Below are 16295 nucleotides of genomic sequence, written 5' to 3'. Positions count from 1 at the left end.
TTACCTCATACATAAGAAAGTGGATTTTGTGTCGCTCCATTTATTCTCACTTCAAAATGCAAGTGGGAGCCTGTTGCCAAACCAGTCGAGCCACAAAGAGAAACAGTGTCCCCTCTTTTGACTTTTTGTCCGACTGACACCTTCAAGACTGAATTGTGAGCATAGACAGTAACGCAATCTCCGTGATCAATCATGACCACATTACCATAAGACCCCATTCTCTTTGCTGTTATGACAACTCCGTCTGCAGCAGCCTTTATAGGTGTGCCAGCTGGAGCTGGGATATCTATTCCTGAGTGAAACTTGGTATAGCCTAAGATTGGATGAGTTCTATAGCCATAAGGAGAAGATATCCTAGTGTGTCCAGGCACTGGCCAAGACAACTTTCCATTTCTCAATTGGGGGGCTGGTCCTCCGCCACTTCTGCCACTTTGCTCTTCTCTTTGCTTTCTTGCAATTTCCGAAGTAAGACTCCTGATTTCAGACTCCAAATCTTTGGATTGTTTGTTAAACTTATCTATCTCAGCACTCAAAAGGTCTGTGTTCTTTTCAAGCTCCGCCATATATGCCGCTTTTTGAGCATTTGTTGTCTCTAAAGAAGATTTCAAATTTTTTTGCTCTTTTTGTCTATCCTTTAAGACCGACATATCTCTTTTAAGAGCTGTCTCCTTGGTCTTTATGGTGTCGACTTGCTTAGTCACAAATTCTATAAGCTCCTTGTCATTTCTAGCTATGGCTTGGAGCATTTCATTGTTAGTTAACATATCTTCTATTGATTCAGAACTTAGTATAATTTCTAGGTTTCTAATATCGCCATTCATATACATGGCTCGGATTCTTCCCTTAAAAATTTCTCTTTTCTTAGAAAGATTAGCCTGAGCCTTGTTAAGCTCTTTGGTATTTGCTTCTATATCAAGATTTAATTTGCCGATTTCTCCATTTATCTTTGTAAGTGCTTCGCCAACTTCTGCAATCTTTCCATCTAGAACGTCTATTTCATCCTTGGTCTTGTTTACTAGCTTTTTATTTTCCTTAATCTTATCCTTAGACTTGCTAATTTGTTCCTGAATCTTATCCTTTTCTTTAGACTTCTTGTCCTTCTTGTCTTGAAGTTGCTTAGAGCTTTCTGCAAACACCGATGCAAAAACAAGAATAAGACTCATTAGAATTAAGCAGATTTTCTTTTTCATCTAAGCCTCCTAGACTTCAATAAATCTCTTGGTCGAGAACAAAGAGCCCAGATAACCTACTCCCAATCCAATAGCCAAAAATATTATCAAAAGATCTATTTTTATGATATTCGGATCGGCAAGAGAAATATTCAATATCGACAAAAACTTCAAATTAACTGAGGCAAAGAACTTTTTATAGGACATTATAGCTATAAAAAATGCCACCAAGGCCCCAAAAGACCCTATAAGTATGCCCTCAATCAAAAATGGCCCTCTTATATATCCATTAGAAGCTCCGACATATCTCATTATTTCAATTTCTTCTTTTCTATTTGAAACTGCAATCTTGATTGTATTGTGCATAATCAAAACCGCAACCAAAAGAAGCACACCTATTATAAATGAGCCGCCGTATTTTATGGCATTTGTTATCCTATTCATCTTGTTGATAAGCTCATAGTGGTAGTTGGTCTTGTAGACTAAGGGATCAGACCTAAAGGCATCTACAAAGTCATTTATAGAAGAAATTTCCTTTAATTCCACAATTATAGACGGTGGAAGAGGATTGTCGCCCTTTAGTGCTTCTAGAGAATCTGCATCTTGGCCAAGCTTCTTTTTCATTGATTCCAAAGCCTCTTCTTTAGATATATATCTTATATTTCTAACACTGTCATCATCGCCAATTCTCTTTATAAATTCGTTGACATCCTTGGCTGGGGCATCTTCTTTTATGAAAAATACCACCTTGTCAACCAAGGTATTGGTCTTGAACAAAGAAGAATTTATATTTAAAACCGTCAAAAGAACCAAGCCAAAAAGTACCAGCATGGATGCAATAGAAAACGCCGAAGCAAGACCCATGCCCAAATTTCTTCTAATACCCCTCAGCCCTTCTACAAAAATATTTCTGAGTTGTCTTATATATCGCATAGTATTTCCTTTCTAACATCACTTGATACGTGGCCATCTGTAAGAATAACTACCCTTTGCTTTATTGTATCTACAATATCCTTGGCATGTGTGGCCATGATTATAGTCTTGCCCGACTTATTTATATTTACAAGAGCATCCATAATCCCTGCTGCAGTATCCGAGTCCAAATTGCCAGTCGGCTCATCGCAAAGAAGTACTGGCGCATCATTGGCAATCGCCCTTGCAATCGACACCCTTTGATTTTCTCCACCAGATAAATTTTCTGGATATTCTCTTTCCTTGCCAACAAGATCAACAAGCTCCAAGGCATTGCCTACTCCCTTTAAAATTTCACTCTTGCTTGCTCCTTGAGTTTCCAAAGTATAAGCCACATTTTCAAAGACGGTCTTTCTCTTTAGAAGTCTAAAATCTTGGAATACAAAGGAAATATTTCTTCTAAGCCTGTGTATCTTAGACTTAGGTAGCTTAGTTATATCAACACCATCCAAAAGTATCCTGCCCCTAGTTGGTTTTTCTTCTCTTATCAAAAGCTTCAAAAGTGTAGACTTACCAGCTCCACTGGCACCCATAAGATAAACAAAATCTCCGCTGGGCACTTCCAAATTCAAATTGTAAAGAGCCATGACACCATTTTTATATTCTTTATAAACATTTTCAAAAATTATCACATTCTCACTCTCCGATACGTTATTATACTATATAGATAGCTTCATCTTCAAGAAACTTACTTTTTCAAGATTTATTAAAATTTTTTATTGCAGTTTAGACTAAATAAGTGTATTATTTTCGAGGTGAGTTTTTGAATAAATTTATTTTAAGACCCCACTACAAAGCCTTGAGGGATTCTATATGCCAAGCCCAAAAAATGACTTGGTCAAAGCAAGCCCTTGCGCTTATAAAAGATTCAAATTTGTACAAAGATTCCGAATCTATTTTTTCTTTTATTTCCTTTGGCAGCGAAATTTCGAGCCTAGAGCTTATAGAAGAAATCTTAAAAAGCGGCAAAACCTTGCTCGTTCCCAAAATTTTAAAAGGCGAAGACATCATGATCCCAGTTCAAATAGAAAAACTGAGCAGTCTCAAAAAAGGTTGCTTTGGCATCTTGGAGCCTTCTTCAAATACGCCTTACACCTTGCCCATAGACCTTACCCTAGTACCCGGTTTACTTTTCAACAAAAAAGGTTATCGAATAGGCTACGGCAAAGGCTACTATGACAAGTTTTTGAAAACAAACAAAACAAGATCCTTGGGACTTTGTTTTGATTTTCAAATAGAGGATATAAATTTTGAAGAAGACCATGATATAGCTGTTGATTATATTTGCACTGACAAGGCTATTTACAAAATAGGAGGATATTATGAATAGGTATGTAGGTACTGTTGTAAGAGGGCTCAGAGCACCAATAGTTAAAAAGGGTGATGACCTTGTTGAAATTGTTGTAGACAGCGTTAAAAAGGCTCTCGAATCCGAAAATATCAAAATGCGTGACAAAGATGTAGTATGTGTTACAGAATCTCTAGTCGCCAGAGCTCAAGGAAATTATGCAGACATAAAGGATATAGAAAAAGATGTATCCCAAAAATTCGCAAATTCTGACAGCATTGGACTCGTATTTCCTATCCTTAGCAGAAACAGATTTTCAATGATTCTAAAAGGCATTGCACAAACTGGCAAGAAAATCCACCTTCTCCTAAGCTATCCCAGCGATGAAGTTGGAAATCACCTGATGGATCCTGAAATCATTTATGAAAAGAAAATCAATCCCTACGCAGATCTTCTCGAAGAAAAAGACTACCGTAGGATTTTTGGTGAAGAAGTAAAACACAGATTTACAGGTGTAGACTATGTAAGCTTATACAAAGAAATTGCAGGAGACAATGTAGAAGTCCACTTCTCAAACGATCCTTGCAAAATCCTCAACTACACCAAAAATGTGATAGTTTGCTCAACCCACACCAGATTTGAAATAAAAAGAAAACTAATAGACAGAGGCGCAGAAAAAGTCTTGACTCTAGATGGCATTCTAGATCGCAGCGTAGACGGATCAGGCTACAACCCAGAATACGGTGTTCTCGGTTCAAATATCTCAAGCAACCACTCTGTCAAGCTCTTTCCAAGAGATGGACAAACTTTTGTAAATGCCATCCAAGAAAAGCTAAACGCCTACTCCGGCAAAAATATAGAAGTAATGATTTATGGCGACGGAGCCTTCAAAGACCCAATCGGAAAAATTTGGGAACTGGCAGACCCGGTAGTAAGTCCCGCCTATACAAAAGGACTTGAAGGAACTCCAAACGAAATAAAAATAAAATACATTGCAGACACCGAACTAGAAAATCTATCTGGCGAAGAAGCAATTGAAGCCATGAGAGAAAAAATCGAAGAAAAAGACGCTGAATTAATCGGCAAAGAAGCCTCCCTAGGCACAACTCCAAGAGCCCTGACAGACCTTCTCGGTTCACTAAGCGACTTGACATCAGGAAGCGGCGACAAGGGAACCCCAATAGTATATATCCAAGGCTACTTTGACAACTACGCAAGCAACTGATCCCAAAAATATAATATAAACCAAAAAACTGACTATGGTTTTAAGACCTTAGTCAGTTTTTTAATATCTTAATTCTCAAAATATACAACAAATTTCTAAGAGATATTGCAGGGTCTTTTACTTCAAAAAGGTATTTCGAGTGGAAAATATATAGAAAGATTAATAGAGGATGTAGAATATTGACAAAATTATAGTCAAGTTCTAGAATTTAAGGGCAAATTTATATAATCTAAGCTAAATGGGTGATAGAAAATATAATACTTACCTACTATGAGATAAATATAAAAATATAAAAATATAAATCTAAAAAGGAAAAATAAAATGGAGGTAAAAATGAAAGAAACCAAGAACAAAATAATGGGACTTTTCCTTGCCCTTGCAATGCTTATAGCTTGCCTACCCCTAAACCCAATACTTACATATGCAGATGACGGTGTAAAAATAGATGAGGCAAACTTTCCTGATGAAATATTTAGGTGGTATGTAAGCTGGTTTGATAAAGATAAAGATGGTACTTTAAGCCAGAAAGAACTTGATGCAGTTCAGAAAATGGATTTAAGTTTTTATAATTTTCATACCTATAGGGAATTAGATATAAAAAATTTAAAGGGCATTGAATATTTCAAAAATCTTAAGAAACTTCAATGTGTTAATAATAATAATCTAACAAGTTTAGACCTAAGTAAAAATACAGCCCTTACTGAATTGATATGTATTGGAACTAAACTAACAAGTCTAGACCTAAGTAATAATACAGCCCTTACTAAATTGGATTGTTATGAAAACCAACTAAGTAGTTTGGTTTTAGGTGAAAATAAAGTCCTTACTGAATTGGATTGTTATAATAATCAACTAACAAGTCTAGATTTAAGTAAAAATACAGCCCTTACTGAATTGAATTGTTATAATAATCAACTAACAAGTATAAATTTAAGTGAAAATACATCCCTTACTAAATTGGCTTGTTTTAATAACCAACTAACAAGTTTAGACCTAAGTAAAAACACAGCTCTTACTGAATTGAATTGTGATAGAAACCAACTAACAGGTCTAGATCTAAGTGGAAACGCAGCTCTTACTATATTGTATTGTTGTGAAAATCAACTAACAAGTTTAGATGTAAGTAAAAACACAACTCTTACTAAATTGATTTGTTTTAATAACCAACTAATAAATTTAGATTTAAGCAAGAACACGAATCTTGTTGACTTAGAATGTAGTAACAACAAAATAACAAAATTAGATCTAAGCAAAAACACAATCATTACTAATTTGCATTGTAAGAATAACCGACTAACAAGTTTAGATGTAAGTAACAACACAGCACTTACTAAGCTTGATTGTGAAGGTAACCAACTAACCAATCTAGACCTAAGCAAGAACACGGCTCTTAATGACTTTGAATGTAGTAACAACAAAATAACAAAATTAGACCTAAAAAATAATATAAATCTCGGAGGATTGAATTGCAGTGAAAACCAACTGACAAATTTAGACCTAAGCCAAAACGCTTATCTTTATCTAGTAAAGTGTCATAGTAATTACCTAACAAATTTGAATCTAAGCAATAACACACATCTTTATTATTTGGGGGGCAAAAATAATCCGTTGACATATGTAAAACTACCTGAAGAAAATCCTAATGAGGATTCTGATGAGGGTATTGAAAAGGAATTATCTCCTGTAACATATACTGTAAGAGTGGCAGAAGGAAGTTCAAAAATTCCCTTTACTGCACTTCCCCAAGGTTTTTACAAGGATAAGATTGATGGACCAATTACAGGTGCAGACTTAGAAGCAGATGGCTTTAAGTGGGATAGGTCAACTAACCCTATAAAATTTCAATATCAGTTGTGTGATAATCCAAAGGAAATTGTTGAAGCCAATTTAAAAATAATAATATTACCAGTAGCTAAAAGCGATCACTCTACATTCATTCCATTAAGGATAAGTGCAGCTAAAACTATAAAACTAAAAGTAAAATTAGTAATTGGCTCGAAAGAAATGATTAAATCAATAGATGGAATAGAAGAAAGAATAACTATGGATGTTGCTCCATTTATAAAAAATGGCAGGACTATGCTACCAATTAGGTTTATTGCAGAAGCTTTAGATTTTAATGTAGTGTGGGATAATGACCAAAGAACTGTAGTCCTAATCGATAAGGAAAATGTAGTGAAGATTCCAGTAGCCACAAACAAAATCATTGTAAATGGAAAAGAGTATGAAAGTGATGTCAAACCAGTCCTTAAAAATAACAGAACAATGCTACCCATAGCAAACATTGCAAGAGCCTTGGGCTTAGAAGATGGCAAAGACATTATTTGGGATGCAAGCGCAAAGGAAGTTATCATCACAAGAAAAGTTGCAAAATAATATATAACATGAATAAGTGTGGATTTTAAAATCGGCTCTATAATATCTTTGGAAACAAATTTCTAAGAGATAGTATAGAGCCTTTTATTTCAAAAAATATGCTAAATCAATAGGCAAAAAGTCTCCCTGGGCACAACTCCACGACCTAACAGATATCAGTTCATTAAGCGACTTTAGCTAAGGAAGCAGCTACAATAAAACCCCAATAGCATATATCCAAAGCACTTCGACAACCATGCAAGCAACTACTCCTTAAAATATAATATACAATACAAAAAACTGACTAAAGTTTTAAGACCATAGTCAGTTTTTTAATATCTTATCTTTCTCGGGTACTTTTAATTTATTTTTTTAACCCAAGAATCTTCCTAGCGTCATTAGGGCTAGCCACTTCATTCCCAAATTCTTCTATTATTCTAGCAGCTCTTTCTACAAATTGTCTGTTAGACTTTGCAAGTTGGTCCTTTCCATACATTACATTATCTTCCATGCCAACCCTAATATGTCCGCCCATAGCAACTGCTCCATAGATCATTTCCATTGCAGATCGACCCACTCCAAAACATGACCAAGTGGATCCTGGACATAAGCTTTCCATAGTTTCTTTCATGAAAACTAAATTTTTCATACTGCCTGCAATTCCATTTGCACATCCCATACAAAATTGAAAATGTAATGGTGCTTTCAATATTCCCTTTTTCAAATAGTAAGCTGCATTTCCTATCATGCCTGGATCAAACGCTTCTATTTCGGGTTTTATCCCCCATTTTTGTGTATTTATTCCAAGTTCCTCCAAAAATTTAGGATGATTTATAAATAAGCCTGAGTGTAGCCAATTCATTGAACCTGCATCATATGAACACATTTCTGGTCTCAATTTTTCTAAATGTTCTTGCCTTGTCTTATCTGTGGCGTTTAAATCTCCTGATGTAGTGAAATTTAATACTATATCACAATCCGGATGCCTTTGTCTTAAAATTTTTACCGTTTCTTCAAATTTATTGACATCCATTGTTCCTTTTCCAGCGTCATCTCTCATGTGAAGATGTGCTATGGCTGCTCCGCCCTTCCAGCAATCATATATATCTTCAGCTATTTCATATGGTGTCATCGGCACATTCGGATTATTGTCTTTTGTTGGCCAAGCGCCTGTCGTAGCTACTGTAATTATTGTCTTTGCCATTTAAATTCCTTTCTTCATATAATTTATCATATACATTTTGATTAATATGATCATTCTATCTTCTATATGTTTTTATATTTTTCTACAATATCTTTTCCAGATTTCGTAATCAACAAATGTCTTTTAAACATTCCTTTTTCAACTACATATCCTCTTCTTGTAAGATGTGAACAAATAGCAGACATTCTCAATGACTGAATTTTATTTTCTTTTATAAATTCAGCTTGCTTGTTTGAGTCGTGTTCTAATAGCCTTAACAAATCTAAATATTGCACTGATATATAATCTTTTGCCAGTTTTTCCTCTATATCCGTTTTTGTTCCAAGTGCATCTTTTCCTTTTTGAGTTAGTTCAAAGGTATAAAATGCAGATCCGATAAAGCCCTTTCTTAAAAGATATCCACCCTTATCTAATTTTTCAATTATAGCACTTGATATTTCCGATCCAACTCCCAAAGAGTCAGTAATGTCCGACATGTATGAGTGACCCACATACAATAGGTTAAGTACATTTAAATCTATTTCGTTTAATTTTACATCTTTCCTATTTGTTTTATTAGGAACTCTTTGCCAATCACTTTGTCCAAAATATTTAGGTTTATCTCCTATAGAAGCCAGGATTGCTACTATTAAAGTTACTACAAAGCCCAATGTTGCAAGAAAAATATATGAACCTACATTAAATACTTTAGTTAATTGCAAAATGGTAAATACAACCATAGTTGCCATTCCGCAAACAGCCCCCCAAAAAGCTCCTTTAGAATTAAATCTTCTCCATACAACTCCAAGTCCTAAAAGTATTGCCGGTGGAACTAACCAGCAATTAGCAAAAGCAAACAAATAAGTTGGTCCTCCAGGGAATTGACAAAGTAAAAATGTTACAACTCCAACAATTAGCATTATTATTTTTGACATTTTAAGTTGAGTTTTTGTATCAGCATTTGGATTTATAAGTCTTTGATATATATCTCTATTCGCTACTGCGGATGCGCCAAGGGCTGATGTTGATGCTGTTGATATAGACGCTGCAACGGCAGAAATTACCATAAGAGAACCTAATATCGGAATAAATGTCGATGCTAAAAATCCATAAACTCCAGTATCTAAAACTTTACCACCATTCCTTAAAAGTTCTCCTGGATAAAAGGCTCCCATGTATCCGCCCAAATATGCTAGAGGGATCATAAATACTACTAACAAAATAATAGCAGCATATACAAAAGACCTCCTCGCAACTTTTTCGCTCCTACAATTCGCAACTTTCATCCAATAGTAATTATTTCCCCAGACTAAAGCCGCTGCAAAACATATTACAAAGTTAAATATTGATGGATACGTAAGCTTTAACCCCGGTATTGTACCTTGGAACCCTTGATTTATGAAATTTCCTGGCTCCCATGAATTAAAAATAACATCTACCCAACCAAATCTTCTTGTAATTAGTATAAAGGCTGTAGGTACCATAACAACACCTATAAAAACTTGGAATAAATCAGTTATGGTTGTAGCCCATAGTCCTGATATAAATGTAAAAATTATAATTACTCCAAATATAATTGCTGTTACAAGTAATCTGTCCCAGCCAGTATAAGCTACAATATTGTCTACACTAGATACAACATTATTAGCCATAATCCCGCACATACCTATAACTGATGTTATAGCTACAACAGATCTGGTCTTAGTGTCATATCTCATCTCTAAATATTCAGGAAGAGTTTGAGCTCCACTTCTTCTTATAAAATTAGAATAGAGAAGTCCAAATAATAATAGACCGCAGATTGAATATATGCCGCCCCATCCAAGTCCGCCCAAAAGTCCATACTGAACAGTAAATGCTGGCGCAAGCGTAACTGTTGTTCCCGCAAATCCAATTGCACAAACACCAACTGTATTAATTATTGTAGAAATTTCTCTTCCTGCCAAAACATAATCTGATGATTCTTTGACCCAACTTTTGCTTATAAGCCCTGCTGAAAGTAAGAATCCGCAAAATATTATAAAAATTACTATAAAATAAGTATTCGCACTCATAATTATCTCCTACTCGTTGAAAATCGCCACTGCACGACACCATCCAGCACTACCGCCCTTTATTTTTACTGGTAGACACATGAATGTATATCCTGTAAAGGGTAAACTTTCCAAATTTGTTAATTTTTCTATGTGGCAATAAGCATGTTTTATACCAACTCTATGACCTTCCCAAATTATCTTAGGATCTCTTTGTTTTTCAAATATCTTTGCTTGTAAAGGAAGTGGAATATCCCATGACCATCCGTCAGTCCCCATTACCTTTACTCCATTTCCAATTAAATATTCTGTAGCTTCTGCTGTCATTCCAGGCCCAGCAGTTAAAAATTTTTCTGTGCCCCAATGCTTTGTCGCCCCAGTTTGCAAGAGAACAATATCCCCTTCTTTCAAAGTATAATCAAATTTTTTTAAGTACTCTTTTATGTCATTTGCACTTATTTGGTATCCATCTTCTTTATCGCTAAAATCTAATTTCACACCATTTCCTATGAACCAATCAAGAGGCACTTCATCAATTGACCATGCTCTTTTTCCATTCTCCATAGTTGGATAATAATGTATAGGAGCATCAACGTGTGTTCCTGAATGTGTTGTCAACATCACATCTTCAATTGCCCATCCATTTCCTTCTGGTAAATCTTCGACTGATATTAAGCCCTTAAAATAATCCACCATCTGAGTTGATGTTTCTTTATGTGTATGATATGTAATATGCGGTCTTTGTGGCGGTGGATCACTTGGTAAATCCGACTCGATTAAAATTGATAAATCTACTATTTTCATAAAATCTCCCCTTTTCTTTATTTTCTATTTGCTAGCAACAATATACAGAAGCAAATTGCGTGCCACTTATATTTAAAAAATATTTCCCATAAAATAAGCCTTCTATAAACTTTTTTTACGTGAAATCGTTTTTACTGTATTATTTTTTTTACATATCTAGAACAAATAGCACTTATTTGAGACTGTCTCATTTATGAAACGTATATTTTATGATACAATTATTTTTACAAGGGGGCTTTTATGGGGAATTTATTATTAAAAAATTTTTCAAAAGAAATTTTATTTGAATGTCTTATAGAGGAATTAGATGGATTCATGGTGTTTGATGAAAAAGGACGTTATGTTTTTGTATCCAGAAAATGGCAAGACATTACAGGATTTAACGAAAAAGATATCTTAAATAAATATGTAAAAGATGTTATACCACAAAGCTTAGTTCCAGATGTTATAAATTCAGGTTCTCCTATTAGAGGACAAATAATAACTCTAAATAATAAAAATGGAGAAGAGTTTCATTGTATATGTTCATATACACCTCTATTTAATAATGATAAGTTAATAGGAGGATTCACTATAACTTCCTTGGAAAGCTCTGGCGAATTGATGGAACTGACTTCAAAAATAAATAATCTTCTAAAAAAATTCGATTCTTACAATATAAATTTTTGCGAAACCAATCAGACCAGGTATTCAATTGATTCTATTACTGGAAAAAGTGAAGTTATAAAAAATTTAAAATCTAATATAAGAAGAGTTGCCAGATCATCTTCTACTGTAATAATAAGTGGAGAAAGCGGCACCGGAAAAGAGCTCATCGCCCATTCTATTCATCAACTTAGTTCAAGAAGTCAAAATCCTTTCATAAAAGTAAATTGCGCAGCCATACCCGCCGAATTATTGGAATCAGAATTTTTTGGATATAGCCCTGGAGCTTTTACTGGTGCTAAGCCAGGCGGTAAAAAAGGAAAATTTGAACTAGCAAATGGTGGAAGTTTGTTTTTAGATGAAATTCATCAATTACCTCTTAAGCTTCAACCAAAGCTATTGAGAGTTTTGCAAGAACAAGAGATAGAGCCTATAGGTAGTCAAGCATCCTTAAAAATTGATGTCAGGATAATAGTTGCTACAAATCAAAATTTAGAAAAATTAGTACGAGAAAAAAAATTTAGAGAAGACCTATTTTATCGGCTAAATGTTGTTAATCTAACTTCTCCACCTTTGAGAAATCGCAAAGAAGATATCCCCCTTTTGGCAGATAGTTTACTTTCAAAATTAAATAAACAATTGGGTATGGCAGTCCCAGGAATTTCAAACACTGTAAAAGAAAAATTTCAAGAATATGATTGGCCTGGAAATGTAAGGGAACTTGAAAATGTCATTGAAAGAGGAATGAATTTCGCCTGGGCCGATACTCTTTCCTGGGCCCATATTGGAGATTATTTTGAAAGTAAACAAATCAGCAGAAAGAGTTCTTTATACAAGGGAAAAACTCTTGCTAAGGCTAGAGCCATTGCCGAAAAACAGGCTATTTTGAATGCCCTTTTCTCTAATAATGGTAATAGAACAAAAGCTGCCGACGATTTAAATATTTCTAGGGCTATGCTTTATAGAAAATTGGATGAATTGAATATTGATATTTCAAGTGAGGTTTGAAAACTACATATATAAAAAAACAAATTTTGAACGATAGGGATATTTATCAATTTTTAAGAAGTATTTTATGTCGCTTTTACACAATTTATGTGATTTTAAAAGTAAAAAGATATAAATCGGCGGAGTTTGGTTATGCTGATTTTGTGAATCGCCAGACTATAAGACTTATAGAAAGTATCGGATATGATTTATATCTTATTGTCTGTTTTAGGCTTTCTAAGGCTTTTTATTTGAGGTTTAAGATATTTTCTTCTAATCTTATGGCTAATTATTGGAGGTTTTTATGCGATGGTCTAATTTTTTAAAAAAATTTATAGTATATATTTTGCTTGGAGTTCTTATAGGTGGAGTCGGTGGGCTTGTCATTGGTATTTCTAGTTCTTTTATAGATTTTAACTATTTTATCGAAAATATTTCGCTTGCTTTTTATAGCAATTCTTCTTATATATTTTTTGCGGTTTCTCTTTTGGGTCTTTTTGTCTATCTGTTCTTGTTTTATAGGGGAAAAAGGGATGTTCTAAATCAATTGAAGCATAAGTGCGATTTAATTGAAGATAAAACTCTGGCTTGGTCCATGACAGTTTCCAAACTTTCTCTTTTTATAAATTTTTGTTTTTATTTTATTACGATTTGGTCTTTAACTAGAGGTTATGTTGAGAAAAGTTTTGGCAATTTGTACTTTATATGCTCTTTTGTGTTTTTATTAGACCTTCTTGTCTATGCAATATTTTCAAAAAAGAGTTTTGATCTTTTAAAAATTTATCATCCAGAAAAAAATTCTGATTTTATGAATCTAAATTTTCAAAAGAAATTTATAGAAACTTTTGATGAAAAAGAGCTGGCAGAGCTTTCCAAGGCAAGTTTTATAGCTTATATGCGGTTGGGTAGGTTTTTGTTTTATCTTATGATCTTTATAGGATGTGCGGGCTTTGTGGTGGACTTAGGCTTGTTGCCTATTTTTTTAATTCTTTTTATAAATGTCTTTAATGTGATTTCTTTTCAACTTGCCATTGGTAAATCCTGTAAGTAAAAAATGGATCGGTTTTGAATTCGGCTTTTTTTAAGCATGTCAAACCCGATCCATTTAATTTTTAAAAGAGACAAGATTCTATGAAGTCCTTCCCTTTTAGCTTATTAAGCCAGCTTTCTGGGAAGGAGTCATAGCCGTAAATTATGCCTGCAAGGCCTCCTGCCAAGGCTGCAATGGTGTCTGTGTCTTCTCCCAGATTTACAGCTCTTAAAACAGTTTCTTCGTAGGACTTGGATTTTAAAATTGACCAAAGACAAGCTTCTAAACTGTCCACGACATAGCCTGACGATTTGATCTTTTCTTCTGGCAAAGCTTGCAGACTAGAAAGTCTAAAGAAAACTTCATCCAGCTTTAAATTTTTTAAGATTTGAGCCAAGTCTTCTCCTTTTAAGAGTTTTTTTCCAATCTCTACATAAAGTTGGCATGCCCTCAAGGAAATTTCATGTCCATGAGTCAGTGCTGATGTCTTGTAGATGTCCGATTTTGTAACTGGCAAAAATATGAGAGGTAAAATTCTCATAAGTGACCCATTTCCATTTGAATAAAAAGATTTTTCTGGTAAAATTTCCCCCCTGTCTCCATAATTTCTTAGCACATTTGCTGTTGTAATCCCAACATCAAAACATTCGCCAAAGGGTGTATAGTAGCCTTTATCATACCAAAGCCAAAATTTTTTCATTATATCTTCCAAGTCCAATTTGCCATTTATTTTTATAGAAAGGCACGTCGCAAGCATCATGGAAGAATCATCAGACCAAGTTCCCTCTGGCATCTCATGACTTCCATATCCTACCATGTCCTTGGCTTCGAAAGACCCCCTCTTTCTAAATTCATAGGGGACTCCCAGAGCATCTCCAAGGCAAAATCCGTAGACTGCATCTCTTAGTTTTAAATTTTTCATTTTCACCTCAAAAAAATTCCCCGAAGGGAGCTTTTTACTTTTTATATCTTATTTTGCGTTTTCAGCCGCTTTTTGACCAGCGATTTTACCATAGACAATTATATCTGCTACTGCATTTCCGCCAAGTCTATTAGCTCCGTGAACTCCTCCTGTAACTTCTCCTGCTGCAAATAGGTTTTCTATTACCTTGCCTTCAGTGTTTATTACTTGAGTGTCTTTGTTAATCTTTATACCACCCATAGTGTGATGTACGCCAGGTGAAAGTTTGATTGCATAGAAAGGACCAGTTACAAGTTCTGTTGTGAAAGAAGTTCTGCCAAATTCTTCGTCTTTTCCAGCCTTTACAGCTGCATTCCAAGCATCCATAGTGGCCTTGAAAGTTGCTTCGTCAACTCCAATTTCTTTAGCCAAAGCTTCTACAGTGTCGCCTTGTTTTGTGAAGCCCTTTTTGATGTAACCTTGGATAGGATTAGATGCATCAGCCATTTTTTGGTCGAAAATCAAATAAGCATAGCCACCAGTTTGAGCGATTTCTGCTGCTGATACAACATCTCTTGTAGACACTTCGTCTACAAATCTCTTTCCTTCTTGGTTTACAAGGATTGCTCCATCTCCTCTCACCCCTTCTGTGATAAGTGATGCAGTTTCTTGTTCTACTGTTGGGTGAATTTGAATTTGATCCATATCTACTACATCAGCTCCTATTGCTTGAGCCATCCAAATTCCATCACCAGTGATTGTTGGTGCATTTGTAGTTACAAAGCCCTTTAGTTCTGGTTTGATTTCAGCAACCTTTTCCAAATTGGCTCCAAATCCCCCTGTTGTTATTACAACAGATTTAGCCTTTATATTTATGTCTCCTGCCTTTGCTCCTACAACCTTGCCATCTTCTACAAGGATTTCAGTAGCGGGACTTTCGAATATTATTTCAATATTCTTGTCCTTAACAGCCTTAGTCATATTAGAAACTAGATATGGTCCAACAGCAACAGTCTTGCCATCCTTCATAGGTCTGTGAATTCTCATTACAGAAGCCCCACCAAAGGCGCCCACATTTGTAAGTTCCATTCCGTAAGTCTTTAGCCATTCGATAGCAGCAGATGAATTTTCAGTAAGTTGCTTTACAAGTTCTGGATTGTTTAGATTCTTGCCGCCCACCATAGTGTCTAGCATGAAAAGCTCAACAGAGTCAAAGTATCCCTTTGAATCCTTTTCGTATTCTGCCAATTGAGCAGCCACCTTGTCAGCAAGTTCTGTCAACTCAGGATAATCTTTTTTAGCAATTGCAATTTTCTTTTCAATTGCTTCTTTTTGAGCTGGTTCAAACTTGTTTTCGTCTTGGTAAGGAGTCTTTGCAGCATTCATACCACCAGTTGCCCTAGTAGTGTTTCCGCCTGTCATTTGACCCTTCTCCAAAATCAAAACGTTCTTGCCTGCTTCATTAGCAGCAAGTGCGGCTGCCATTCCAGCTCCACCAGCTCCTATTACGAGCACATCAGTTTCATAGCTGTCCTTCTTAGCTTCAGTCTTATTTGCTTCATTCTTGCCTTCTTCTGCCTTCTTGTTTTCAGTCTTTGCACAAGCAGAAAGACTAAAAGCCATGGCTAACACAAGTAGAAGAGAAATAATTCTTTTCTTCATTTTTACCTCCTAAAAATAATTTCCTAAAAATAGCCGGCAGA

Annotated in this window: 13 protein-coding genes; 5 read left to right on the top strand and 8 right to left on the bottom strand. The window is 35.0% G+C overall.

Going from position 1 to position 16295, the window contains the following annotated elements:
* Nucleotides 1-5 precede the first annotated feature (5 nt).
* Genes LV469_08610 through LV469_08600 form a run of 3 tightly spaced genes read right to left on the bottom strand, consistent with a single transcriptional unit; the run spans nt 6 to nt 2773 of the window.
* Nucleotides 6-1190, bottom strand: a complete 1185-nt coding sequence (locus LV469_08610; GenBank protein ID UHR02683.1) for a peptidoglycan DD-metalloendopeptidase family protein — start codon at nt 1188-1190, stop codon at nt 6-8.
* A gap of 9 nt (nt 1191-1199) precedes the next feature.
* Complete coding sequence (gene ftsX, locus LV469_08605; protein ID UHR02682.1) at nt 1200-2102, bottom strand: permease-like cell division protein FtsX; 903 nt, start codon at nt 2100-2102, stop codon at nt 1200-1202.
* On the bottom strand, nt 2090-2773 hold the full coding sequence (locus tag LV469_08600; protein ID UHR02681.1) for an ATP-binding cassette domain-containing protein: 684 nt from the start codon (nt 2771-2773) through the stop codon (nt 2090-2092). The genes ftsX and LV469_08600 overlap by 13 nt, the downstream gene beginning before the upstream one ends.
* A 131-nt stretch (nt 2774-2904) precedes the next feature.
* Here LV469_08600 and LV469_08595 point away from each other — a divergent pair, with 131 nt between their 5' ends.
* The 3 genes from LV469_08595 (at nt 2905) to LV469_08585 (ending at nt 7030) form a co-directional block, all read left to right on the top strand.
* Entirely contained in the window at nt 2905-3471 is a 567-nt protein-coding gene (locus LV469_08595; protein ID UHR02680.1) for a 5-formyltetrahydrofolate cyclo-ligase, read from the top strand.
* The gene (locus LV469_08590) at nt 3464-4654 is read left to right on the top strand and encodes a coenzyme F420-0:L-glutamate ligase (protein ID UHR02679.1); all 1191 of its coding nucleotides are present in this window, start codon (nt 3464-3466) and stop codon (nt 4652-4654) included. The genes LV469_08595 and LV469_08590 overlap by 8 nt, the downstream gene beginning before the upstream one ends.
* Nucleotides 4655-4987: 333 nt before the next feature.
* A complete protein-coding gene (locus LV469_08585; protein ID UHR02678.1) occupies nt 4988-7030 on the top strand; it encodes a hypothetical protein in 2043 nt (680 codons plus the stop codon).
* Between the two features lie 343 nt (nt 7031-7373).
* Here LV469_08585 and LV469_08580 read toward each other — a convergent pair whose 3' ends face one another.
* The 3 genes from LV469_08580 to LV469_08570 form a co-directional block, all read right to left on the bottom strand.
* Complete coding sequence (locus LV469_08580; GenBank protein ID UHR02677.1) at nt 7374-8213, bottom strand: 3-keto-5-aminohexanoate cleavage protein; 840 nt, start codon at nt 8211-8213, stop codon at nt 7374-7376.
* A gap of 62 nt (nt 8214-8275) precedes the next feature.
* A complete protein-coding gene (locus LV469_08575) occupies nt 8276-10246 on the bottom strand; it encodes a sodium:solute symporter family protein (protein UHR02676.1) in 1971 nt (656 codons plus the stop codon).
* 9 nt (nt 10247-10255) lie between these two features.
* Entirely contained in the window at nt 10256-11029 is a 774-nt protein-coding gene (locus LV469_08570) for a cyclase family protein (GenBank protein ID UHR02675.1), read from the bottom strand.
* Between the two features lie 240 nt (nt 11030-11269).
* On the opposite strand from LV469_08570, the gene LV469_08565 reads away from it, so the two are divergent.
* Together LV469_08565 and LV469_08560 are read left to right on the top strand one after the other, a co-directional pair.
* The gene (locus tag LV469_08565) at nt 11270-12682 is read left to right on the top strand and encodes a sigma 54-interacting transcriptional regulator (GenBank protein UHR02674.1); all 1413 of its coding nucleotides are present in this window, start codon (nt 11270-11272) and stop codon (nt 12680-12682) included.
* 283 nt (nt 12683-12965) lie between these two features.
* Nucleotides 12966-13712, top strand: coding sequence for a DUF3169 family protein (locus LV469_08560; protein UHR02673.1), 747 nt, complete (start codon nt 12966-12968; stop codon nt 13710-13712).
* A 61-nt stretch (nt 13713-13773) separates the two neighbouring features.
* Here LV469_08560 and LV469_08555 read toward each other — a convergent pair whose 3' ends face one another.
* Together LV469_08555 and LV469_08550 are read right to left on the bottom strand one after the other, a co-directional pair.
* On the bottom strand, nt 13774-14613 hold the full coding sequence (locus LV469_08555; protein ID UHR02672.1) for an ADP-ribosylglycohydrolase family protein: 840 nt from the start codon (nt 14611-14613) through the stop codon (nt 13774-13776).
* A 48-nt stretch (nt 14614-14661) separates the two neighbouring features.
* The gene (locus LV469_08550; GenBank protein UHR02671.1) at nt 14662-16254 is read right to left on the bottom strand and encodes a flavocytochrome c; all 1593 of its coding nucleotides are present in this window, start codon (nt 16252-16254) and stop codon (nt 14662-14664) included.
* Nucleotides 16255-16295: the final 41 nt, after the last annotated feature.

This window comes from Peptoniphilus sp. GNH (assembly GCA_021307325.1).
Taxonomy (GTDB): Bacteria; Bacillota; Clostridia; order Tissierellales; family Peptoniphilaceae; genus KA00134.
The sequence above is the reverse complement of the archived record's forward strand: the minus strand, read 5'-3'. Positions and strand labels throughout refer to the sequence as shown.